This is a genomic window from Sporosalibacterium faouarense, assembly GCF_016765695.1.
Lineage (GTDB): Bacteria > Bacillota > Clostridia > Tissierellales > VENL01 > Sporosalibacterium > Sporosalibacterium faouarense.
Window position 1 is genome coordinate 104,632 of sequence record NZ_JAETGO010000089.1, and the last position, 24,907, is coordinate 129,538.

The following is a 24,907-nucleotide window of genomic DNA, read 5'->3' on the forward strand; positions in this document are numbered from 1 at the left end:
TATTTTGTAACAAAAAGTATTTAAATAAATATTTTAATATTATAGGAAATTTATAAGGAGGGAGGCATATATATGCCTGAAAAAAGGCTTGAATGCGTAGATGTAGGAAGTGAATTTTGCCCATGCTATCTTGCTGATACTAATGATTGTATCACTTGTTCACATTTACAGGGCAAAGATTTTTGTGATTGTAATTGGAGGGGAGTATGCGTATATCAAGAATATGCAATGAATGGATATAAGAGCAAGAATAGTCGCGAAGAATTCATAAGTAAAATCGAAGATAAAAAAAGGATAAGTGATAACTGCACTTTATTAAAATTAAAAGTAACTAAGACATTAGCTAGGCAATTAAGGGAGCCTGGAGCTTATGTATTTTTGAGGTGTAAAAATTCTAATCATTATTTCAATGTTCCAATGTCTATAATGGATACTGATGAGGTCAATGGATATATTTATATTGTTTATCAGATTCTTGGTTCAAAAACAAAAATGCTAGATAAAGCTGAAAATGAAATTTTAATAAGAGGACCATATTGGAATGGTCTATTAGGCATTAAGTATTTAAAAGCAATTAAAAATGGACATTGTTTAATTGTAGCTAAAGGAGTAGCCCAGGCTCCTGCAGTTTTAGTTATAAAAAAACTTCTTAGAAATAACAATAAAGTTGACTTTATAGTAGATAAAGGAAATATTAATAGACTTTTTATTAGAGAGCGTATATCTAATTTAAATTCTGATTTATTAAATATCATTGAAGAAAACATCTCTAGTAATACTGGGAACGAAATAATAAAAGGTAAGCTGGAAAATGAGGATATAGACTTAGTATTCAGTGGTGGCTCCGATGTATTACATGCAAACTTATTATCAATTATAGATGATTTAAATTTATCTCCATTTATGGTTGCCACTAATAACAATGAATTTTGTTGTGGAGAAGGGATATGTGGGTCATGTTCAACATACTTAAAGGATGGTAGAAGCGTTAAAACATGTAAAACCCAATTAAGTGTTAGAGAAGTAGTTGAAGGGAGGATTATACGTGACTAAAGTTGTTATAATAGGAGGTGGATGGGCAGGTTGTGCCGCTGCTCTTTCTGCTAAAAAAGCTGGTGCAGATGTTCTACTTATTGAAAAAACTGATATGCTTATAGGCTTAGGTAATGTTGGGGGTATAATGAGAAACAATGGAAGATATACTGCAACTGAAGAAAATACATTACTGGGAGCTGGAGAGCTTTTTGATATAACTGATAAAGTTGCAAGACATAAAAATATTGAATTCCCAGGACATAATCATGCTACACTATATGATGTATGTAAGGTTGAGCCTACGGTAAGAAGGCTATTGCTGGAGAAAGGTATTGAAATATTATTAAGAAATAGGGCAGTAGATGTTGTTCAAGAGGGTAATACTATAAAAGGAATAGTTCTTGCTAATGATGATATTATCTATGGTGATGTGTTTATCGAAACTACAGGATCTACTGGACCAATGGGAAATTGCTTGAAATATGGAAATGGATGTTCAATGTGTATTTTAAGATGTCCTTCCTTTGGACCAAGAATTAGTATAAGTAAAAGAGCAGGAGTAGAGGATATATTAGGACAAAGAGGGGACGAATCCTATGGAGCTTTTAGTGGATCTTGCAAGTTGAATAAGGACTCATTAAGTGAAGAAATCAAAGAAACATTAAATACTAAAGGAGTTTGTATTTTACCAGTTCCTAAAGAAGATGTTAAGCTTGAAAAACTAGATATGAAGGTTTGTCAGCAGTATTCTTTAAAAGAATTTGCAGAAAATATTATTTTATTAGATACTGGCCATGCTAAGCTTATGACACCCTTTTATCCATTAGAAAAATTAAGAAAAATAAAAGGATTAGAAAATGCTAGGTACGAAGATCCTTACTCAGGAGGACTAGGCAATTCAATCAGGTACTTATCTATTGCACCTAGAAGTAATTCAATGAAAGTTAATGGGATAAATAATCTATTATGTGCAGGGGAAAAGTCTGGATTGTTTGTTGGTCATACAGAAGCAATTTGCACTGGAACATTGGCAGGACATAATAGTGTAAGATTAAGTCTTGGTATGCCTCAACTAGAATTGCCAAGAAATTTAGCAATTGGTGATATAATAGCCTATGCAAATGAACAGAGTAAGACTAAGGAAGGCCTTAAGAAAAGGTATACATTTGCAGGGTCTGAATATTTTAATAGAATGAAATCACTAGGATTATATACAACAGATACAGAAAGTATAAAGAGAAAAATTCAAAGAATGGACCTTTTAAACATTTATAATGAGAAGTTAATTTAATTTTTATAGTAAAGTAAGCTATAATATATTTATACTTAAGATTTAGAAAGTAGGGATACATATGATGAGATTACAAAAATATATGGCTAAATGTGGTGTTGCATCTAGAAGAAAATCTGAAGAGATAATTCAAGCCAATCGAGTTAAAGTAAATGGCCATATTGTTAACGAGCTAGGTGTAAAAATAAATCCTAAAGAAGATACAGTTATGGTTAATAATCAAATAATAACATTAGAGGAAGAAAAAGTATATATTGTCCTTAACAAGCCTGAGGGATATGTTACTACAGTTTCTGACCAGTTTGATAGACCTACAGTTTTAGATATAGTTAAGAACGTTGATGAGCGAATATATCCAGTTGGAAGACTTGACTATGATACCTCTGGCCTATTATTGCTTACAAATGATGGTGATTTAACTTATAGGCTTACTCATCCAAAGCATGAAGTAAATAAAACATATATTGCTAAGGTAAGGGGAACTCCAAATAGTAATGAATTAGACCAATTTAGAAATGGATTAAATATAGGTGATTATATAACATCTAAGGCTAATATTAAAATATTAAAAAAATTTAAAGATTCTTCTTTAGTAGAAATTGAAATACACGAAGGAAGAAATCGTCAAATAAGAAGAATGTGTGATGTGATTAATCATCCAGTAATATCTTTAAAAAGGATAGCTATGGGTAAAATAAAACTAGAAAACCTACAAAAAGGAAGTTGGAGATATCTTACAGATAATGAAATAAACTATTTAAAGAATAGCTAAATAACTTAAAAATCGCATCTTTTAACTTAAATGAATTAAAAATAGAATTTTAATATACGATTTCCTTAAATATTAAAGCATTATGGGTTTTCCATAATGTTTTTCTTTTTTGGGGTTTTAAAAAATATATATTTCTATTATAATGAAATTGTTTGGAAATGAATATGAAAGGAAGTTAATTTTATATGATTTTAGGAAGAAAAATCAATGTAGATAAAGACCTCTCAAAAATAAATAAGATACTCAAAAATAATAATATTGATGATCTAGAAGCCATTAAATCAATAGATAGTATAAACAAAAATGATATTATATATGTGCTTGAGGATAAAAATAGAATAATAGGAGTATGCAAAATAACAGTTCATAAAGATTTTGGAATTTTCAATTATATAGTTATATCAGATGAACATAGAGGTGAAAATCTAGGAGACGGACTTGTAAGAGCAATATTTAATTATTGTCTTCGTAACTGCATCAAAACAATAATATATTTTGGTGATAACAAATATATTATTCAAAGAGGGTTTGAAAAAATAGGTTATAGTAAATTGCCTGAAGACATTATATCAGTATTAGAACAAAAAATTACGGGTGAAGAATTATATATATGTGATCTAGAATACTTTTTCTCAAAGGGTTGCAAATGTAAGGAGAGATAATAGATGCAAAGTAAGTTTTTTATAAAATCAACACAAATAGCTAAAACAATCATGGAGATGAAAGTTAGTCATGGAAATACTGTATTAGATGCTACCATGGGTAACGGACATGATACTGCATTTCTTGCAGATTTAGTTGGCGATGAAGGTATAGTATTTAGCTTTGATATTCAAGATATTGCCCTCGAAAATACTAAGAACAAATTAAATGAACTTGGTTTATTAAATAGAGTTAAACTAATTAAAGATAGCCATGAAAATATTGATGATTATATTAATGATAAAGTTGATTTAGCTATTTTTAATCTTGGTTATCTTCCTAGCGGTAATCATAGTATAATAACAAAACCAGATTCAACATTAAAAGCTATAAAAAAAGTCTTGGAATTACTTAGTAAACATGGTATTCTACTTGTAGTTGTATATTATGGACATCAAGGTGGTAATGAAGAGAAAAAATGTGTTGAGGATTTCTTAAAATCCTTAGATCAACGTGAATTTAACACCTTAAAGTTTGATTTCATTAACCAAAAAAATAATCCACCAGTCCTTATTGGTGTTGAAAAGAAAGGTTAGGAGGGTTTATTAAATGTCAAAAGTAAAAATAACAGAAACAGTACTTAGAGATGGACATCAATCATTAATTGCAACAAGAATGAAAACTGAAGAAATGCTACCAATCCTTGATAAGCTTGATAAAGTTGGATATCATGCCCTTGAAGTTTGGGGAGGAGCAACTTTTGATGCATGCTTACGCTTTTTAAATGAAGATCCATGGGAAAGGTTAAGAGCTATAAGAAAAAGAGTAAAGAATACAAAACTTCAAATGCTATTAAGGGGTCAAAACCTTTTAGGATATAAGAACTACCCTGATGATGTTGTTGAAGAGTTTATAAAGAAAGCTATTAAAAATGGTATAGATATTATTAGAATATTTGATGCATTAAATGACATTAGAAACCTAAAAACAGCTATAAGAGCAACTAAAGAAGCAGGTGGTCATGCTCAATGTGCAATTTCTTATACTATAAGTCCTGTACATAACATTGACTACTATTTAAAGGTTGCTAAGGAAATGGAAAATGAGGGTGCTGATTCTATCTGCGTTAAAGATATGTCAGGTATCCTATTACCATATGAAGCAGTTGAGTTAGTTAAAGAACTTAAGAAAACTGTAAATATACCAATAGAACTTCATTCTCATTTTACAAGTGGAATAGCAAATCAAACCTATATGAAGGCTGTAGAAGCGGGAGTAGATATAATAGATACCGCTCTATCACCTTTTGGTAATGGAACAAGTCAACCAGCTACAGAGCCAATGATAGCCTCATTGCAAAATTCTCCTTACGATACCGGTTTAGATTTAGAGCTAGTAAATGAAATTGCTGAGTATTTTGCTCCAATTAGAGATAAGTATATGCAAGAAGGTATATTAAATCCTAAGGTTATGGGAGTAAATGCTAAAACACTGATTTATCAAGTTCCAGGTGGTATGCTTTCTAATCTTGTATCTCAGTTAGAGCAACAAGGATCTATGGATAAATTTGAAAAGGTATTAGAAGAAGTTCCTAGGGTAAGAGAAGATTTAGGATATCCACCATTGGTGACTCCTATGAGTCAAATGGTTGGAACTCAGGCAGTATTTAACACAATATTAGGTGATAGATATAAAATGGTTCCATCAGAGATTAAAAATTATGTTAAAGGGCTATATGGAAAACCTACAGTTCCAATTTCTGATGAAATTAAGAAAAAAATAATTGGTGATGAAGAAGTATATACAGGAAGACCTGCTGACTTACTTAAACCTCAGCTTGGTAAATTTAGAAGTGAGATAAAAGAATATATTGAACAAGATGAAGATGTACTATCTTATGCTTTATTCCCTCAAGTTGCAGTTAAGTTCTTCCAGTATAGACAGGCAGAAAAATATCAAATTGATACTTCATTACTTGATAGTGAAGAAAAAACATATCCAGTTTAAAACTTTTAAGTTATTAAAACGGAACTACTGAAAAAGAAGGGTATCGTTTATAAAAAACGGTACTCTTCTTTTTATTGTTTATATTATCTCTTTATCTCTTTTTTATTTTGCCTCTTTACACTTAGTATCAGTTTCACCCTGTAATGATTCAACAGTACAGGATGAATGTACATATATTGTAGCTTCCCTATTACTTGTATACTTAATTATCCTTACTTTTGAGTTATCTTCAATTGGTTTTCCACATTTAAGACATAAGTAGTTAGACTTCTCTATAATATCATAGGATATTTCAGTCTTTAGATTTCCATACTTAGCCCAGCTCTTCCATCCTGTCTTACAAAGCTTAGTCCTGTTCTCATAGTCAGAATATACCCATTTCAATAAAGTATGAAAGTGAAAAGGATATTTAGTATATCGTATATAATCCTTAGGTAAGCCTAATGAAATAGTATATTTTTCAAATGTATCTTCGATTTTAGTTTGGAGAGGGTCTGTTATAGTAACACTTTCATAGTTATAGTTTTCATTCTTAAACCATTTTCTTAGCTTATCAAACATGTAACCTCTACAAACTTCAATTTTTTCATCTCCACCAACCTCTAGCTCCTTAAAACATCTTTGAACTATTTCGATAACATAGTCTAAGTATAATTTTTTTCTAAAAGCATTTTTTGAATAAAGTTCAATAGGCAATATCTCATAATAAAATTCACCTGTTTCTACTCTCATTGCTCCAATACAAGTTCCACCAATTAAACTACCGCTTCCAGCATCATCTATTTGAATCAAATTTATCACTCCTATATTTACAACATACTTTGAATATAATAATATTATTTACTGTAAGGAATAATTATATTAAAGAGGAGAGATAAAATTGAGAATTTTAATCACTAACGATGATGGTATTAATGCAATAGGTATCAGAATGCTAGTAAATAGCTTAAAAAAACTAGGAAAGATAACTGTTGTAGCTCCAGATAGAGAAAGAAGTGCTACAGGTCATGCTATTACTATGCACCATCCTCTCAGAATAGAAAAAGTACAATACGAAGATCCAAATGTAGAAGCATGGAGCATAAATGGAACTCCAAGTGATTGTGTTAAAATAGCAGTCGAATCAATTTTAGAAGAAAAGCCTGATATTATTGTATCTGGAATTAATAATGGAGCTAATTTAGGGACAGATATATTATATTCAGGAACAGTTTCTGCAGCTATAGAAGGAGCTATACATAATATACCTTCAATTGCTCTTTCAGTTTATGGTAAAAGAGGAGAGTTAATATATGAAGGAGCATCATATTATTCTTGCAAATTAATAGAAATGGCAGTTAATAATAAATTGCCAAATAATATTGTTATGAACGTAAATTTCCCTTCCTTAAATAGTAATGATATAAAAGGTATCGAATTTACAGAACTAGGCATTAGAAGGTATCAGAACAGTTATGAACAAAGAAAAGATCCTATGGGAAAAAACTATTACTGGTTATCAGGAAGTTTAATTGAACTAAAAAACAATGAAAATAGCGATGTAGAATGTGTAAAAAATGGCTATATTTCCGTTACTCCTCTACATTTTGATTTAACTGACTATAATTACTTAAAAGAAATGAAAAATTGGGTCACTGAAAAGTAACATAAAACTAAAATTTTGCATAAAATGAAATTAAACTTGCAAAATTAAAGAAAGTTTTAAAATTATGAAATAAAAATTGCAAAACCAATATCATTCTGTTATGATTTAGTTAAAGAATTTTTTAACAATTCATATATTTATAAAAATCAGAAGGGGGACTTAAAGTGACCGCGTCAAAGGAGAAAAAACTTTATGTCAAAAAAGATTGGTGTAAAGGCTGTAATATCTGTGTAGCCTTTTGTCCAATGAATACTTTAGAATTGAAGGATGGTAAAATTAATATAAAGGATATTGAGTCATGTACACAGTGTGGTCGATGTGAACTTCTTTGTCCTGATTACGCAATTTACTTAGGGGGTACAGAAGATGGCAAAAAATAACGTAAAACTTATGCAAGGTAATGAAGCATGTGTAGAAGGTGCCTTAGCTGCTGGTATGAAATTCTTTGCTGGTTATCCAATTACTCCATCAACAGAAATTGCTGAAATTTCTTCTCTTAGATTGCCTAAGGTTGGAGGAAAATTCATACAAATGGAAGACGAAATAGCAGGTATGGCAGCAATTATTGGAGGATCTTTAGCAGGATTAAAATCAATGACTGCTACAAGTGGTCCAGGATTTTCATTAAAGCAAGAGAACTTAGGATATGCAGCAATTGCTGAGGTTCCATGTGTAATAGTAAATGTACAAAGAGGAGGTCCAAGTACTGGATTACCAACATCTCCAGCTCAAGGAGATATTATGCAAGCTAAATGGGGAACCCATGGAGATCATCCAATAATAGCATTATCACCTTCTTCAGTCAGAGAAACTTTTGATTTAACAGTTAAGGCTTTCAACTTTGCTGAAAAATATAGAACTCCTGTTATATTACTTACTGATGAAGTTATTGGTCACATGAGAGAGAAAATCGAAATACCAAGTCCCGATGAAATAGAAATTATTGATAGAGTACAACCTAAAAGTGGATTAGAAGAATATAAGCCATATGAAGTAAATGAGGATCAACTTGTACCAGATATGGCTCCTTATGGTGGAGAATATAGATTCCACGTTACTGGATTAGTTCATGATGAAACTGGATTCCCAAGCAATGATTCTAATGTTGCTGAAAGTCTTTTAAATAGAATAATGAAGAAAATAGATAATAATATTGATGATATAGCTCTTTATGAAGAATATAAGCTTGAAGATGCAGAAGTTGCAATAATAGCTTATGGAAGCACTGCAAGATCAGCAAAAAGTGCAGTAGATATGGCAAGAGCTGAAGGAATAAAGGCTGGACTTTTTAGACCTATGACAATATGGCCTTTCCTTGATAAACAAGTAACTGAAGTATCAAAGAAAGTTGACAATGTTATAGTAGCAGAAATGAACTTAGGGCAATATGTTATTGAAGTTGAGAGAGCAGGGAATAAACACACTAAAGTTTCTAAGTGTTGTAAGGCAAACGGACAGTTAATAACACCTGACGAAATATTGGCTAAAATTAAGGAGGTCTAAAAGTGACTAGCACATTAGTTGAAAATCATTTTAGAATTGGTAAACTACCTCATATATGGTGTCCAGGATGTGGCCATGGAATCATTATGAGATCAATTGCAGTAGCTATAGATGAATTGGGATATGATAAAAATGATGTTTGTGTCGTATCAGGAATCGGTTGTTCTTCTAGAGCACCTGGTTATATGGATTTTAATACTCTTCATACTCTTCATGGTAGAGCGTTAGCCTATGCCACTGGAGTAAAAATGGCTAATCCTGATTTGAAGGTAATCGTTATCACAGGCGATGGCGACTGTGCAGCTATAGGTGGTAACCACCTTATACACGCATCAAGAAGAAATATTGATATCACAACTGTTGTTTTCAATAATAATATTTACGGTATGACAGGTGGACAATATTCACCAACAACACCAACAGGAGAAAAAGGTACAACAGCTCCATTTGGAAATATAGATAGGAACTTCGATTTATGTAATTTAGCTAAGGGAGCAGGTGCTACTTATGTAGCAAGATCTACAGCTTACCATGCAAACATGGTTAAGCAACAAGTTAAAGCTGCCTTAGAGAATAAAGGATTCTCTTTTGTTGAAGCTGTAAGTATTTGTCCAACATATTACGGAAGAAAGAATAAAAAAGGTGATGCAGTAAGTATGATGGAATATCTTAAAAATAGTACAGTAAATGTAAAGGCTGCTGATAAACTACCTAAAGAAAAGCTAGAAGGTAAGTTTTTAGTAGGTGAATTCTATAAATCTGAAGAACCTGAATACACTGAAGAATATAAAAAAATAATCGACAGTTTTCAAAAGGAGAGATAATATGTCAAATCAATGTGAAATTAGATTAAGTGGTTCTGGAGGTCAAGGTCTAATTTTAGGTGGAATTATCTTGGCTGAAGCTGCATTAAATGATGGAAAAAATGCAGTTCAATCTCAATCCTATGGTCCAGAAGCAAGGGGTGGAGCTAGTAAAGCAGAAGTTATTATTAGTGATAATGATATAAATTATCCTAAGGTAAGAGAGTGTGATATACTACTTTCATTGACTCAACTAGCATGTGACGAATACCTTCACACTTTAAAAGAAAATGGAGTATTAGTTATAGATGAAAGTGTTAAAACTCCTGATAGAGATGATATTAAAGTATACTCTTTACCTATTTTAAAAACTGCTTCAGAAAAGATTAGAAAGCCGATGGTGGCTAATATAGTAGCTTTAGCTGTTATTAATCAGATTACTAAGGTTACAACTAAAGAGTCTCTAGAAGGTGCAGTATTAAAAAGAGTTCCAAGGGGAACTGAAGATATCAATACAAATGCATTAAAAGAAGGTTTCAATTTAGTAAATGCCTAAAATAAGGAATGATATTATGGAAGCTGAAAAAAAGGACTTATTAAAACTAATACAAGAAAATTTTGCTCACCTAAGCAAGGGACAGAAGCGCATAGCTGAGTTTATTATGAACAGCTACGATAAAGCTGCTTTTATGACTGCTGCAAAGCTTGGTGAAAAAGTAGGTGTTAGTGAATCTACAGTAGTTAGATTTGCTAATGCTTTAGGTTTCGAAGGATATCCTAGTCTGCAAACTGCATTACATGAATTAATAAAGAATAAGTTAACCACTGTCCAAAGGTTAAGTATGTCAGATGATTTTTCCAATAAAGAAGCAGAAGGACCTGCTTTAAAAAAAGTATTAAAATCTGATATAGATAATATTAGAACTACTATAGATGAAATAGATATGGATATGTTTAACAAGGTAATAGATTGTATTTTTGAAGCAAAAAGAATTTATATAATTGGTTTGAGAAGTTCTACCTCATTAGCAGGTTATCTAGGATTCTATTTAGGCATCATATTAGATAATGTAAAAGTAGTGAGCTTTGGTATGAGTGATGTTTTTGAACAGCTCCTTAGAGTTTCAAAGGATGACTTAGTAATTGGCATTGGTTTTCCAAGATACTCTAGGAAAACTTTAGAAGCCTTGAGATATGTTAAAGAACAACAGTGTAAGATTGTTGGTATAACTGATAGCAAAGTGTCACCAATAGCTAGTATCTCTGACTATACACTCTTTGCTAAGAGTAATATGGCTTCATTTGTTGACTCACTAGTGGCACCTATGAGTTTATTGAACGCATTAATAGTTGCTATAGGTATGAGGGAAAAGAATGAAATCACAGAATATTTGAGTAAATTAGAGCATATATGGCAGGAATTTAATGTATATGATGGAAAAGATAAACCACATTTCTAGAGTTTATCTTTTTATAGATAGTATTTTAAAACGTATAAAATAATACATAAAGTTTTTTATAAAAAAGTTGGCATACTTATGTCAACTTTTTTTTATATATGCTAATAATTTAGGTAAAGATTCTTGAAAGCATTTACTTTTTTCTTATTCAAAATTTAAAATAATTATAAAATATCATTGAATTATAGTATTTTTTCAAGTTATAATATTATTTAAGCAATATGGAAGGTGTGTGATTTATGAAAAAGCTTTATATTGTACGACATGGTGAAACTGAATGGAACAAAAAAGGAAAGACTCAAGGTATGTTGGATAGTTCATTAACTGATTTGGGAATAATACAAGCAAATAGGTTAGCAAATAGATTAAGTGAAGAAAAAATAAACCACATATATACCAGTGACTTAAGTAGAGCACATGATACAGCTAACATTATAAGTAAAAAATTAGGATTAAAGTTAAATGTAGCAAAGGAACTTAGAGAAATGAATTTTGGATGCTGGCAAGGTTTAACCAAGAAAGAAAGGAAAGCTAATTATCCTAAAGAACACATAGTTTGGCATTCTGAACCTCATAAGGCATCTATTGAAGGAGCTGAAACTCTATTACAAGTGAAAGAGAGAACACTAGATCTAATAAATAGACTTAAGATAGAGCATAGAGATGAAAACGTACTTCTTGTATCCCATGGATCAGCAATAAAAACTTTAATATTAGGGATTCTAGGGATAGATTTAAGTCATTATAAAAAGATAGCTCAAAGTAATACTGCTTTAAATATAATAGAATTTAGAGAGCATTCATCAGTTATTACACTACTAAATGATACAAATCATCTTAGGGAGGTCTAAAATGGGAGAGAGAGTAGCGATTATCGGTGGTGGGCCTGCTGGAATGATTGCAGCAGGTACGGCAGGATCAAGAGGAAAAAAGGTTACATTGTTTGAAAAAAATAAGAAACTTGGAAAAAAACTATTTATCACTGGAAAAGGTAGATGCAATATAACAAATTATAGTGATATTGAAGAATTGCTTGAAAATGTTATAGTTAATAACAAATTCTTATATAGTGCCTTTTACACTTTTTCTAATTATGATATTATAACTCTTTTAAACAAGTATGGATTAGAAACTAAAATTGAAAGGGGAAATAGAGTATTCCCTAAAAGTGATAAGTCAAGTGATGTTATAAAGACATTTGAAAAATATCTAAAGGATAATAATGTTGATATTCAATTAAATAGTGATATTGTTAGGATAACTAAGGATGATAATAATATGTTCGATGTCATTTTAAGAAATAATAAATCCTATAAGTTTAATAAGGTCATTATATCTACAGGTGGAAAATCTTATGAGCAAACTGGTTCCACAGGAGATGGATTTAAATTTGCCGAATCTTTTGGACACAATATTATCAACCTAAAGCCAGCTCTAGTTCCTTGTGAAATAAGGGAAAGCTGGACTAAAGAACTCCAAGGCTTATCCCTTAGAAATATTAGTATATCTGCCCATACCAATGAAAAAAAGATATTTGAAGAGTTTGGAGAAATGGTTTTTACTCACTATGGTATTTCAGGTCCAATAGTCCTTACAATGAGTAACTATATAAACAAATACATAGGTAAAGACATTCATATTTCTATTGATTTAAAACCTGCTCTAGATTATGATAAGCTTGAGAGAAGAATTATTAAAGATTTTGAGAAATATTCTAGAAAACAATTCAAAAATTCTTTAAATGATTTATTACCTCAAAAAATTATCCCTATTATAATTAAATTGTCTGGAATTGATGAAGAAAAATTCGTAAACCAAATAACTAAGGAAGAAAGAAAAAGTCTTGTTAATCTAATGAAACAACTAAAAATGACCTTTTCTAAATTTAGACCTTTAAATGAAGCTATCGTTACTTCTGGTGGAGTATCTACTGAAGAAATAGATCCTTCCACTATGGAATCAAAATTAATTGATGGTCTATTCTTTTCAGGCGAGGTAATTGACGTAGATGCCTTAACAGGTGGATATAATCTTCAAATTGCCTATTCCACTGGATATCTTGCAGGATTAAATTGTTGATATTTTAATCCTGTAAGAATACAAAAAAAACCATTGCAAAAATGTGTTAAATACACATTTTTTTTTATTATCTGCATAACATATTAAAAGTAGGAACTCTTTGTGAGGTGATATTGTGAGAAGTAAAAATGTATTTAAAAAGATTGAATCAATATTACTTAAGGTATGTGTATTAAGCTTATTATTTATAGTTGGCCTTCAACTCCTTGTAAGTAGAGATGACTTTCCCACTTTTATAGGTAACGGAAATAATTCAATGGAGAGCTCTTCCTATAACGAAAAAGGGATAGTACGGTTAAGTTTATTAGGTGACAACTATGAAGATGTAGAAGTACTTGTAAATGGCGAAGCTGTAGGGAACTTTAATGATAATAAAGAAGTGGAATTATTAGTATATAATAATGATTTGATTGAAATTAATGGAACCAAGCATATGGATAAGATTAAAGTAAAGGTAGTAGCTGTAAGTACAAATTTGAACTCACCAAAACTGGATTCTATTGTTACCACATCTAAGAATATTGAATTACTAGGAAAGGTAGTAATAAAATAATCTTGAGAATTACTTATGAATAATATATAATAAAGTGTACGCAACCACCTTTATGGTGGTTATAATTTTATTTAGGGAGTGAGCAAATGGAGAAGTTAGCTATAGCGATAGACGGTCCTGCTGGAGCTGGAAAAAGCACTATCTCAAAGCTTGTAGCCAATAGAATAAATTTGAATTACATCGATACAGGGGCTATGTATAGAGCTATTACATATAAGGTTATAAATAATGGAATTGAATTTGATGATAAAGTTGAAATTATAAAGCTATTGAATAGTACAAGTATTGACTTTAACCATAATCATATTTATTTAGATGGAAAAAATGTAGATAAGGAAATTAGAGAAAATAAAATAAGTAAGAATGTATCCTATATTGCTAAAATAAAAGAAGTTAGAGAAAAAATGGTCGAAATACAAAGAAAAATAGCAAGTAATAAAAGTGTTATTATGGATGGTCGTGATATTGGAACTCATGTTTTGCCAAAAGCTGATTTTAAATTTTATATAAATGCCTCTGTGGAAGAAAGAGGCCGTAGAAGATATGAAGAATTAAAGGAAAAAAATTTTGATACCACTTTGGAAAAAATAATAGAGGAAATTAAGAATAGAGATAGAATAGATAGTACTAGGGAGATTTCACCTTTAAGAAAAAGTGAAGACGCTTTTGAGATAGATACAACTAATCTGACTATTGATCAGGTTGTAGATAAAATTATTAAAACAATTGAAAAGAGGAGGGAATAAATGACCTTTTATAGTTTTATTCGTGGTTTAGCCAGCTTAGTTTTTAAACTTGTCTACAGAGTCGATGTTGAAGGCAAAGAAAATGTACCTAAAACGGGCAGACTTATTGTATGTGGCAATCACTCCAGTATGTTAGATCCTATTTTTTTAGGTATTTCGATAAAAAGACAGATTAATTTTATGACCAAGAAAGAAATGTTTAAAAACAAGATCCTAGGTTCTTTTTTGAAAAACCTTGATGCTTTTCCGGTAGACAGAAATGGTGCTGATCTTAAGGCTGTAAAGAATTCTCTTAAAATACTTAAACAAGAAGAAATTTTAGGTATTTTCCCAGAGGGTACTAGAGTTAAAGGCGTAAACGTTAATAATGCTAAGCCTGGAATTGGAATGATTTGTATTAAAGGAAAGTCTCCAGTTATTCCAGTATCTATTGATACCTCATATAAGCTATTTAGCAAAGTAAAAGTAAAGATTGGTTATCCAATAGATTTTTCTGAAACATATAATGGAAAACTAAATGTAGAAGAGTATAAAGAAATAAGCAAAACAATTTTAGAAAAAATATATGAGTTAAAAAATTAATATTTACAAATAATAATACAATAATAGGAGGACTACTCTTGAAGATCTTAATAGCTGAAAATTCAGGTTTTTGCTTTGGAGTATCTAAAGCAATTAATACAACAATTAAAGAAATTACAAACAGTAATAATCAAATTTATTCATTGGGACCATTAATACATAATCTTCAAGAAACTAAGCGTTTAGAAGACTTAGGTTTAAAAGTTATTGATAAGGTATCTGATGGTAAAGATTCAAAGGTAATTATAAGGTCCCATGGTGTCCCTTTAGAAATTTATGAACAAGCTAAAGAGAATAGTATAGAACTCATTGATTCAACATGTCCTTTTGTTCGTAAAATTCAAAAGAAAGCTAAGAAATTCTACGAAGATGGATACCAAATTGTTATAATAGGTAGCCCAAATCATCCAGAGGTTATTGGTATTAATGGATGGTGTAATAATAAAGCCGTTATTATAAATTGTAAAGATGATATTGAAGATATGTCAGAATATGATAAAATATGTATTGTGGCACAAACCACTTTGACCCAAGATAAATTTAAAGAGCTCTCTGAATTAGTGGCTTTAAAGGGCAATTATGTTGAAATTTTTAATACCATTTGTAATGCAACTAAGCAAAGACAATCGGCCTGTGAAAAAGTGGCCAAAGAATCTGATGCAATGATTGTAATTGGAGGTTATCACAGTTCTAATACACAAAAGCTAGTGGAGATAAGTAAAAAGTATTGTGATAATACTTATCATATAGAAACAGTAGATGAACTTCCAACAAAAGTACTTTCCCAATTTGAAACAATTGGAATAACAGCAGGGGCTTCAACCCCTGAATGGATAATTAAGGAGGTAATTAGTAAGATGAGTGAAAATAGTATGAATGATATGTTAGAAGCTATTGAAAATTCAATGGTGGATTTAAACAGAGGTGATGTTGTAGAAGGTGAAGTAATCTCTGTTAATGATACAGAAGTTATGGTGAATATAGGTTACAAATCTGACGGAATCATTAAGAGAAGTGAGCTTTCTAATGACCCAAATGTTCAGCCTACTGAAATAGTAAAATCAGGAGATAAAATTAGTGTTTTTATTATAAAGCTTGACGATGGTGAAGGTAATGTACTACTATCTAAAAGAAGAGTAGATGATATAAAGCATTGGGAAGAACTAGAAGAAATATTCAATGAAGAAAAAGTAGTTAGTACTAAAATTATTGAGGCCGTAAATGGTGGTCTTATAGCTCTAGTAAATGGAATTAGAGGATTTATGCCTGCATCCCATGTAGCAGTTAAATATGTTGATGATTTAAATGAGTACTTAGGACAGGAAATGGATGTTAAAATTATCGAGTTTAATAGTGAAAAGAACAGAGTAATTCTTTCTAGAAAAGTGATTGAAAAAGAAGAAGTTGCTGCTAAGAGGGAAAAACTTTGGGAAACTCTTGAAAAGGGAGCAGAAATAGAAGGAGTAGTTAAGAGATTAACTAATTTTGGAGCTTTTGTAGATATCGGTGGAGTTGATGGGCTAATTCATATATCTGACCTTTCATGGGGAAGAATTAAACATCCTTCAGAAGTTGTAAAAGAAGAAGACAAAGTTAAAGTAGTAGTTTTAGATTTTGATAAAGGAAATGGTAAGATTTCTTTAGGATTAAAACAAACTATTAAACATCCATGGGATGATATAAATTCTAAGTATTCAGAAGGAGATATAGTGGAAGGAAAAGTTGTAAACTTAGTTGATTTTGGTGCTTTCGTTGAACTAGAGCCTGGATTAGACGGATTAGTTCATATATCTCAAATTTCTAATGAACATATTGCTAAACCATCTGATAAATTAGAAGCTGGCCAAAAAGTTATGGTTAAAATCATAGAAATTAAAGAAGATGAAAAAAGATTAAGCTTAAGTATAAAAGAAGCTGAAAATAAAGAAGCAGAACCAGTTAAAGAAGAAAAAGCTGAATCAAAGGACGAACAAGATGTTACAATAGGTGACATAATAAAAAGTCAAGACGAAGAATAGTAAGAAAATAATTAAAAATAATTAGTAGATAAAAATAAAAGGGTTTAACCCTTTTATTTTTTTGTATAATTTTTGTGGATTTGTTAAAGAATATATAGTGACCTCACAAAATACATCAAGACCCCCTTTACATTCTTTTTGTGGCATTATTGCCACAATTTTTTTTTATGCTAAAATAGATAGTATAACAATAAAAAACTTACGTAAAGGAGCCATGAAATGGATAAATACGAAATTTTTAAAGATAATGTGTACAAGCTTATAGGTATTAATCTATCTTGCTATAAAGAAAAACAAATGAAAAGAAGAATTAATTCCCTAATAGGAAGAAATAATTACAGTGATTTTGATGATTATTTTAAAGGATTAAAGACTGATGAGAAACTATTAAGTGAATTTGTTAACTACCTTACGATAAATGTGTCTGAGTTTTACAGAAATCCTTCTCAGTGGGAGGTTATAGAGAAGGAAATAATTCCCGTTTCAATTGAGAAGCATAGCAATTTAAAAATCTGGAGTAGTGCTTGCTCAACCGGCGAAGAGCCTTATTCAATGGTTATGCTATTATCTAAATTTTTTCCCTTAAATAAAATAAAAATTTTAGCTACTGATATAGACAAAGGAGCTATAGAAAAAGCGAAAATAGGCGTATATAACGAAAAAAGCGTACAAAATTTGCCTAAAGAGTTTGTCAGTAAATATTTTAAGAGAATAGGTAACACCTATAAAATTGATGACTCTATAAAAAAGTGTGTAGAATTTAAAGAATTAAATCTATTAGAGGATAATTACCCTAGAAATACAGACTTGATTTTATGTAGAAATGTCATGATATATTTCACAGAAGAAGCTAAGAATATAATGTATAAAAAGTTTTATGATTCTCTAAATAAAGAAGGTATCTTATTCGTAGGAAGTACTGAACAAATAATTTTACCTGATAGGTTTAATTTAAAATCAGTTAGAACTTTTTTCTATAAAAAATCTAATTAATGGATAAAAATCTCAATAATTATTAGGGAATCGAAACATTATGTGTTATAATATTTCTTAGATAAGATGAAAGGAGGAGTTTTTTTGGAAGCAAAAGAGTTTTTAAAGAAGTTATGCGATGGAGTAGGAGTTTCTGGCTATGAAGAAACTATTAGAGGGCCAATCATAGAAGAGTTCAAAGATTTAACTAATGAAATCGAGACTGACAGATTAGGTAATATTATTGCAGTTAAACATGGTGAAAACAATAAGAAAAACATCAAAATAATGTTAGCTGCTCATATGGACGAGATAGGACTTATGGTTAAAGATATTGATGATGATGGTTTTATCAGATTTACTACTGTTGGAGGATTTGATCCAAGAACTCTACTTGCGCAAGAAGTAATGATTCACGGAACAGAAAGTATTTTTGGTGTTATTGGAGCTAAGCCTCCTCATCTAACGAGTCCTGGCGAAAGAGAAAAAGCTATAAAAATTGAAGATTTAACTATTGATGTAGGATTTACTAAAGAAGAAATTGAAAAAATTGTACAAATAGGAGATGTAATTACTTTAAACAGACAATTAATTGATTTACAAGGAAGCATGGTTAGTGGTAAAGCCTTAGATGATAGAGCTGGCGTAGTGACCATGTGTGAATGCGCTAAGGAATTAGCAAAGTTAAAGCATGAGGCAGATGTTTACTTCGTATCGACTGTTCAGGAAGAAGTTGGGGTAAGAGGAGCTACAACTAGTACATATAAAATCAACCCTGATATCGGTATTGCAATAGATGTTGGTTTTGGTGCAACTCCTGAGTTGCCGTCAGAGCATTCTATAGAAATGAGTAAAGGTGCTGGAATAGCTATTGGTGGAAATATTCACCCTACTTTAAGAGAAAAGCTAACGGATGTAGCTAAAGAATATAATATAGATTTCCAATATGAAATTTCACCTGGACCTACTGGAACAGATGCTCGAGCAATGCAGATTACAAGAAGTGGTATACCAACGCTATTATTATCTTTACCTCTAAGATACATGCATACCTCTGTTGAAACGATCGATATGAAAGATATAAAAACTTCAGCTCAAATGCTAGCAAGATTCATTGCAAGCATTACAAATGAGAATTTGGAGGGATTATTATGCTATTAAAGAGGTTAACAGAGACTAACGGTATATCTGGTAATGAAAAAGCTGTTAGAAATCTTATTATTGAAGAAATAAAAGATTACGTTGATGATATTAAAGTTGATAAAATAGGAAATGTTATTGCATATAAAAAGGGAAGTATAGAGTCACCTAGAGTAATGGTTGCAGCTCATATGGATGAAGTAGGTCTTATAGTCTCCAAGATTGAAAAAAGCGGACTTATTAGATTTATGCCAGTCGGAGGTCTAGATAAAAGAGTCTTGGTATCAAAGCCAGTAGTCATTGGAGAAGATAAAATTCCTGGAGTTATAGGAGCTAAACCAATACATCTTCAAAAAGGACCTGAACGTTCTAAAGCTCTTTCATATCAACAGCTTTATATTGATATTGGAGCAAGCAGTGAGGAACAAGCTAAAAGCAACGTAAAGATAGGTGATTATATTGCCTTCGACAGTAAGTACGTGGAATTTGGTAAAGACCTAGTCAAAGCAAAGGCACTTGACGATAGAGTTGGTTGTAGTATGCTAATAGATTTATTAAAATCTGAAACTAATATATCAATCTATGGTGTATTTACTGTAATGGAAGAAGTAGGACTTGTTGGAGCAGGACCTGCAGCTTTTGAAATTGACCCTGATATTGGTATTGTTCTAGAAGGTACTACATGCTCTGATGTGCCTGATGTTGATAATCATCTAACAGCAACAAAATTAGGTGCTGGACCTGCTGTTTCACTAATGGATAGAACTACAATCTTTAATAAGAAGCTACGTAATACTATTGTTAATTTAGCAGAAGAAAACGATATCCCATATCAGTTTAGGAGAACTACTTTTGGGGGAAATGATTCAGGTAAGATTCACTTAGCTAAGGAGGGTGCTATAACAGCTACCTTATCAGTGCCTTGTAGATATATTCACTCTCCTATAAGTGTTATGAATAAAAACGATTATAAGAATACAGGGAAGCTATTAAAACTTTTAATAGCAGAAATTGAAAAAGGAGGGCTTATGTAATGGAATTCAATGGTAAATTACTTAAAAAGTTAGTAGATACATATTCTCCATCTGGAAATGAAGAAAGAATCAAGGATGTTATCACAGAGGAAATTAAGGGCCTTGTTGACGAAATAAAAGTAGATGCTTTAGGTAATCTTATCGCTAGAAAAAAGGGAAATGGTAAAAAAATCATGATAGCAGGTCATATGGACCAAATAGGACTTATGATAACTGATATCGATGACAAAGGCTTTTTAAGATTTACAAATGTTGGAGGTATTTCTCCTCATATTTCTCTAAATCAAAGGGTTATCTTTGAAAATGGAACTGTAGGTATTATCCATGTGGAACACATAGAAGATATGAGCAAAATGAAGCTTGATAAAATGTTCATTGATATTGGAGCAACTAATAAAGATGAAGCTGAAAAGAAAGTAAATATAGGCGATGTTTGTGTTTACCACACTGAATACTATGAAAATGAAAATAGAGTAATGACTAAATGCTTAGATGATAGAGTTGGATGCTTTATCATGATTGAAGCGTTAAAGAAAATGCAAGATACTGATAATGATGTATATATGGTATTTACTGTGCAAGAAGAAGTAGGATTAAGAGGTGCTAAGACTTCAGCCTATGGCATTAACCCTGATATTGGTATAGCTATTGATGTCACAGGTACAGGAGATACTCCTAAAGCAAGACGTATGGCAGTATCATTAGACAAAGGTACCGCTATAAAAGTTAAGGACAGATCAATAATGGTTCATCCTAAGGTTAAAAAACTTATGGCTGATGTAGCTAAAGAAAATAATATAAAACACCAATTTGAAGTTCTAGAATATGGTGGAACTGACTCTGGAGCAATTCATCTTACTAGAGAAGGTGTACCATCAGGTGTAATTTCAATTCCTACAAGATACATTCACTCATCAAGTGAAGTTGCATCTAAGGAAGACATAAACAACTCTATTGAATTATTAATAAAAATAATAGAGAAAAATATAGAGCTTTAAGCTAAAGTATTTAGATTAAATAAACCAAGGTTTAGGTGTTAAAATTAACCTAACCTTGGTTTTTCTACATTTTTGACTTAAATACGATATTATTCTTATCTATATTATCGAATATTGCTAGAATAAAGGGTTAAATATATGGAGGAAATCTAAAATCTGTGAAGAATAGGAGTATTAGGAATAGTTTTTTGGAGGTGTATTTACATGGTTAACCCAGAGAAAGAATATTCGATTTCTGAAGTTGCTGAATTAACTGGCTATCAAGCCCATGTTTTAAGATATTATGAAAAAGAGTTTGAGCTTGACGTCCCTAGAAATGAAGCCAATCATAGATATTATACCTATAAGGAGATTGAAACCCTTAACTATATAAAATCCTTGCAAGAAAAGGGTTTTACAAACAAACAGATTAAGTTAATTTTAAACTCACCAGAGATACTTGTTAATGATGATGATGAAGCTGCAATAACTACCCTCTCTAACAGTGAATCATTAAGCCCAGATAAAATTGATAGCTTAAAGTCCTACATTAAGGAACTAATAGTACATGAGTTAAAGCCTTTACTTGAAGATAATCAGAAAAGTCATGAAGAAGCAATAACAGGGCTTAGGGATGAAGTATCTAAGCTAAAGAAAGAGATACAAAGCAAAGAAAGAGATGTATTGCTATCTCAAAATGCCAAACTTACTCTTAAAGTAAAGGAAAAATCCTATGAAGTAGCTGAAATGAGAGACAAAATTAAAAGGCTTGAATACTCTAAAAGAGGTATTTTTAGCAAATTATTTAAAAAGTAATTATTATTAGCTCTAAGATGATATGTTCATTTTAGAGTCCTTTTTATCATCTCGAAAGATTACAAAAAATAGCTCTAATGGACCAATAAATAATGGATTTGACACTTTTTGAATTCTTATTAGTAATTTATCAATAATTATTTTGTGTAAGATATTAAACTTTGATAGAATAATATTGTATGGTAACAATATTATTATGTGTCTATGATATGAATGGAGTGTGTTTTATGAGTTCCTTTACAGATATAGTATTAGATAAAGAGTCAAATCAACATCTATATATACAACTTTACTCTCAATTAAAAGATTTAATAATTCAAGATAAAATTAAACATCATACTAAATTACCTCCTATTAGAAAAATGGCAGATTTATTAAGTGTTAATAATGTTACTGTTGTTAATGCTTATAAGCTTTTAGAACAGGAGGGGTATGTCTATAAAAAGATAGGTAGTGGTACTTTTGTACAAGACATTAGTACAAAAAAACTACAAAATATACTTATGGATGAAAGTGTAGAGCTATTTGGTGAAGAAAATAATCATCTAGCTACATTAAATCTTGCAAGTACAGCACCTACCCCTGACCTATTTCCTATTAATGACTTCAAAACCGTTTTAAATGAGGTTTTAGATCGCGATAAGGGTAATGCTTTTGTATATCAAGAAAGTCAAGGCTACCACCCTCTGAGAGAGTCTATTATGGATTACATTAAAGGTTACGGCATAGAAACTAATATTGAAAGTATCCAAATAATATCTGGTGCTCAACAGGGAATAGATATTCTCGCAAAATCTTTACTTGACTATGGTGATGTTGTTTTTACAGAAAGCCCTACATACACAGGAGCTATTGCTGCCTTTAAGTCAAGATCAGCAAATATCATTCAAATTCCAATAGAAGATGATGGAATAGATATTAAGTCTTTAGAAGGAAAACTAAGAAGCTTAAAACCCAAGTTTGTATATATAATGCCTGTTTTCCAAAATCCAACTGGACATTCATATAGTCAAGAGAAAAAAAGAAAGATACTAGATTTAGTAGAAAAATATGATACATTTATCGTAGAAGATGATTATTTGAGCGACTTATCTTTCTTTGATAAGAGTAATTCTACTCTAAAAGCTATGGATAAAAATAATCGAGTTATTTATATAAAGAGCTTTTCTAAGATTTTTATGCCAGGATTAAGATTAGGATTTATGGTTATACCTAATTCTATATATAATGAAGTTTTATCAGCAAAGCATACATCAGACATTTCAACTTCTGGCTTAATGCAAAGAGCTTTTGATCTTTATCTCAATAAAGGAAAGTGGCAAAAACATATTAGGTATATGGAAAGTATCTATAAAAGACGCTTCAATGTTTGGATAGATTGCCTAGAGAAATATATCCCAAGGGAGATTACATGGTATACACCAAATGGTGGTTTGAATTTTTGGATGTCTTTACCCCATGGATATTCTTCAAATGATCTATATAAGCTATGCTCAAAAAATAATATTTTAATTGTACCAGGATCAGTTTTCTATGCAGACCAGAGAGATAGTCAGTTTTTTAGAATTAGCATGGCATCAGTTCATTCAAAAGATATAGATAAATCTGTTAAAAAATTTGCTGATATAATCAGAATATTTCTAAAGGACAGTACTAGAAAGCAAATACCTATGGATATGTATACTCCATTTCTGTAGGTATTTCCTACATTTATATTAATTTTTTAGACGCAATATATATTAAGTGATCCTCTTCTTTTAACACTACATTTCTAGAAGGATTTAAATAAGTTTCTCCATTTCTAAAAAAACCAATAACTGTTGCATTTATAGAAAGAAATTCTTTTATTATATCTTCGTAACTTTGCCCTATATATTTTGGTTCAATTTCAACCTCATATATCTCATTTCCATAGGAGTTAGTAATCAACTCCTTAAAGGCTTTATTCACACCTTTGTATAGTACACTTCTTACTAAAATTTTGCTTTCTATTTGATTGCTTACAATAAAGTCATTAACATTAGCTCTTTCAAAATGGACAACATTTTCATGGTTTATTACCTCTGTAACAAGATAAATATCAGGATTTAATCTGTCAATAGCAAGACAAGTTAGTACTGATTTTCCATCGGTAAGCTCATCATTATTTTTTTCTTTATCCCCTAATACAATAGCTATTTTTGCTTTTTGAATGTTTGCTCTAGTCAATACTTTATCATTCCATGGATCGCCTTTTATATATGATATATTCTTACTATCATAAGGATTGCTATCTATCCTATCGATTAATGCAATCTTTATATCTTCATCTTCATTTATCAATTCTTCAATAATAGACTTTGACCTAAAATTCCATCCAATAATAACTATATGATTCTCAAACTTAACATCCAATAGACCCATTCCTTTCTTTAAATTTTTTTCAACCAAAATAGATGCAACAGAAGCAGTTATAAATCCAAATATCCCAATTCCTATTAACATTACTACCATGGCTATAATACGGCCTATTGATGTCATAGGATAAATGTCTCCATACCCAACAGTTGTACTTGTAACAAAACCCCACCAAAGTGAATCATCAAGTCCTTTAATATTTGGATTTTCAACATGTTCAACTTGATAAAATAGCACTGAGCACAGAACAATGAATACTATAACTATAAGTAAAGATTTGTAGAACTTAGCTGCTACCATCGATACATGTATTTTTTTTAAAAATGTGAATAAATTTATAATTTTCAACACCCTCTTAATATGTAATAAATAAAATATATTAGAGTAAAACAAGAGATTATCTTAAACCACATTTTACAAACCTTTACAAAAATA

Annotated in this window: 26 protein-coding genes; 24 read left to right on the plus strand and 2 right to left on the minus strand. The window is 30.7% G+C overall.

Features of this window, described 5'->3' with window-relative positions:
* Positions 1-72: 72 nt before the first annotated feature.
* From JMO20_RS17015 to JMO20_RS17040, 6 genes are all read left to right on the plus strand, one after another.
* On the plus strand, positions 73-1,053 hold the full coding sequence (locus tag JMO20_RS17015) for a sulfide/dihydroorotate dehydrogenase-like FAD/NAD-binding protein (protein WP_202710901.1): 981 nt from the start codon (positions 73-75) through the stop codon (positions 1,051-1,053).
* Positions 1,046-2,326 (plus strand): FAD-dependent oxidoreductase, encoded by a 1,281-nt coding sequence (locus JMO20_RS17020; RefSeq protein ID WP_202710902.1) that lies wholly within the window; start codon positions 1,046-1,048, stop codon positions 2,324-2,326. Before JMO20_RS17015 ends, JMO20_RS17020 begins: the two co-directional genes overlap by 8 nt.
* Before the next feature lie 64 nt (positions 2,327-2,390).
* Positions 2,391-3,098 (plus strand): pseudouridine synthase, encoded by a 708-nt coding sequence (locus JMO20_RS17025; RefSeq protein WP_202711004.1) that lies wholly within the window; start codon positions 2,391-2,393, stop codon positions 3,096-3,098.
* Between the two features lie 185 nt (positions 3,099-3,283).
* Positions 3,284-3,760: a GNAT family N-acetyltransferase gene (locus tag JMO20_RS17030; protein ID WP_202710903.1), complete on the plus strand. Its 477-nt coding sequence runs from the start codon at positions 3,284-3,286 to the stop codon at positions 3,758-3,760.
* 3 nt (positions 3,761-3,763) lie between these two features.
* Entirely contained in the window at positions 3,764-4,336 is a 573-nt protein-coding gene (mnmM, locus tag JMO20_RS17035) for a tRNA 5-(aminomethyl)-2-thiouridylate-methyltransferase MnmM (RefSeq protein ID WP_202710904.1), read from the plus strand.
* A 13-nt stretch (positions 4,337-4,349) separates the two neighbouring features.
* Positions 4,350-5,747 (plus strand): oxaloacetate decarboxylase subunit alpha, encoded by a 1,398-nt coding sequence (locus tag JMO20_RS17040; protein ID WP_202710905.1) that lies wholly within the window; start codon positions 4,350-4,352, stop codon positions 5,745-5,747.
* 102 nt (positions 5,748-5,849) lie between these two features.
* Here JMO20_RS17040 and JMO20_RS17045 read toward each other — a convergent pair whose 3' ends face one another.
* The gene (locus JMO20_RS17045; protein WP_202710906.1) at positions 5,850-6,539 is read right to left on the minus strand and encodes a hypothetical protein; all 690 of its coding nucleotides are present in this window, start codon (positions 6,537-6,539) and stop codon (positions 5,850-5,852) included.
* Positions 6,540-6,627: 88 nt separating this feature from the next.
* Here JMO20_RS17045 and surE point away from each other — a divergent pair, with 88 nt between their 5' ends.
* The 18 genes from surE to pdxR all read left to right on the plus strand — a co-directional run bounded on the left by surE (position 6,628) and on the right by pdxR (position 23,772).
* Positions 6,628-7,392, plus strand: a complete 765-nt coding sequence (gene surE / locus JMO20_RS17050; RefSeq protein ID WP_202710907.1) for a 5'/3'-nucleotidase SurE — start codon at positions 6,628-6,630, stop codon at positions 7,390-7,392.
* 164 nt (positions 7,393-7,556) lie between these two features.
* A complete protein-coding gene (locus JMO20_RS17055; protein WP_202710908.1) occupies positions 7,557-7,772 on the plus strand; it encodes a 4Fe-4S binding protein in 216 nt (71 codons plus the stop codon).
* Positions 7,759-8,895, plus strand: coding sequence for a 2-oxoacid:acceptor oxidoreductase subunit alpha (locus tag JMO20_RS17060; RefSeq protein WP_202710909.1), 1,137 nt, complete (start codon positions 7,759-7,761; stop codon positions 8,893-8,895). Before JMO20_RS17055 ends, JMO20_RS17060 begins: the two co-directional genes overlap by 14 nt.
* Positions 8,896-8,897: 2 nt before the next feature.
* Entirely contained in the window at positions 8,898-9,719 is an 822-nt protein-coding gene (locus JMO20_RS17065) for a 2-oxoacid:ferredoxin oxidoreductase subunit beta (RefSeq protein ID WP_341534052.1), read from the plus strand.
* Position 9,720: 1 nt separating this feature from the next.
* Complete coding sequence (locus JMO20_RS17070) at positions 9,721-10,254, plus strand: 2-oxoacid:acceptor oxidoreductase family protein (RefSeq protein ID WP_202710910.1); 534 nt, start codon at positions 9,721-9,723, stop codon at positions 10,252-10,254.
* Entirely contained in the window at positions 10,247-11,158 is a 912-nt protein-coding gene (locus tag JMO20_RS17075; RefSeq protein WP_279380167.1) for a MurR/RpiR family transcriptional regulator, read from the plus strand. The genes JMO20_RS17070 and JMO20_RS17075 overlap by 8 nt, the downstream gene beginning before the upstream one ends.
* Positions 11,159-11,397: 239 nt before the next feature.
* Complete coding sequence (locus JMO20_RS17080; protein ID WP_202710911.1) at positions 11,398-12,009, plus strand: histidine phosphatase family protein; 612 nt, start codon at positions 11,398-11,400, stop codon at positions 12,007-12,009.
* A 1-nt stretch (position 12,010) separates the two neighbouring features.
* Entirely contained in the window at positions 12,011-13,237 is a 1,227-nt protein-coding gene (locus JMO20_RS17085) for a BaiN/RdsA family NAD(P)/FAD-dependent oxidoreductase (protein ID WP_202710912.1), read from the plus strand.
* A gap of 115 nt (positions 13,238-13,352) precedes the next feature.
* Positions 13,353-13,790, plus strand: a complete 438-nt coding sequence (locus JMO20_RS17090; protein WP_202710913.1) for a hypothetical protein — start codon at positions 13,353-13,355, stop codon at positions 13,788-13,790.
* An 86-nt stretch (positions 13,791-13,876) separates the two neighbouring features.
* Positions 13,877-14,536: a (d)CMP kinase gene (gene cmk, locus JMO20_RS17095; protein WP_202710914.1), complete on the plus strand. Its 660-nt coding sequence runs from the start codon at positions 13,877-13,879 to the stop codon at positions 14,534-14,536.
* Positions 14,537-15,118, plus strand: coding sequence for a lysophospholipid acyltransferase family protein (locus JMO20_RS17100; protein WP_202710915.1), 582 nt, complete (start codon positions 14,537-14,539; stop codon positions 15,116-15,118).
* Between the two features lie 38 nt (positions 15,119-15,156).
* Entirely contained in the window at positions 15,157-17,136 is a 1,980-nt protein-coding gene (locus tag JMO20_RS17105; RefSeq protein WP_202710916.1) for a bifunctional 4-hydroxy-3-methylbut-2-enyl diphosphate reductase/30S ribosomal protein S1, read from the plus strand.
* A 219-nt stretch (positions 17,137-17,355) separates the two neighbouring features.
* Positions 17,356-18,129: a CheR family methyltransferase gene (locus tag JMO20_RS17110; protein WP_202710917.1), complete on the plus strand. Its 774-nt coding sequence runs from the start codon at positions 17,356-17,358 to the stop codon at positions 18,127-18,129.
* Between the two features lie 84 nt (positions 18,130-18,213).
* Entirely contained in the window at positions 18,214-19,269 is a 1,056-nt protein-coding gene (locus tag JMO20_RS17115) for a M42 family metallopeptidase (protein ID WP_243414830.1), read from the plus strand.
* Positions 19,260-20,282, plus strand: coding sequence for a M42 family metallopeptidase (locus JMO20_RS17120; protein WP_202710919.1), 1,023 nt, complete (start codon positions 19,260-19,262; stop codon positions 20,280-20,282). The genes JMO20_RS17115 and JMO20_RS17120 overlap by 10 nt, the downstream gene beginning before the upstream one ends.
* Positions 20,282-21,280, plus strand: coding sequence for a M42 family metallopeptidase (locus tag JMO20_RS17125; protein WP_202710920.1), 999 nt, complete (start codon positions 20,282-20,284; stop codon positions 21,278-21,280). The genes JMO20_RS17120 and JMO20_RS17125 overlap by 1 nt, the downstream gene beginning before the upstream one ends.
* 204 nt (positions 21,281-21,484) lie before the next feature.
* Positions 21,485-22,075 carry a MerR family transcriptional regulator gene (locus tag JMO20_RS17130; protein WP_202710921.1) on the plus strand — a complete coding sequence of 197 codons (591 nt, stop codon included), beginning with the start codon at positions 21,485-21,487 and terminating at the stop codon, positions 22,073-22,075.
* Between the two features lie 227 nt (positions 22,076-22,302).
* Positions 22,303-23,772, plus strand: coding sequence for a MocR-like pyridoxine biosynthesis transcription factor PdxR (gene pdxR, locus JMO20_RS17135; protein ID WP_202710922.1), 1,470 nt, complete (start codon positions 22,303-22,305; stop codon positions 23,770-23,772).
* Between the two features lie 13 nt (positions 23,773-23,785).
* On the opposite strand, the gene JMO20_RS17140 is transcribed toward pdxR, so the two are convergent.
* On the minus strand, positions 23,786-24,865 hold the full coding sequence (locus JMO20_RS17140) for a potassium channel family protein (protein WP_202710923.1): 1,080 nt from the start codon (positions 24,863-24,865) through the stop codon (positions 23,786-23,788).
* Positions 24,866-24,907: the final 42 nt, after the last annotated feature.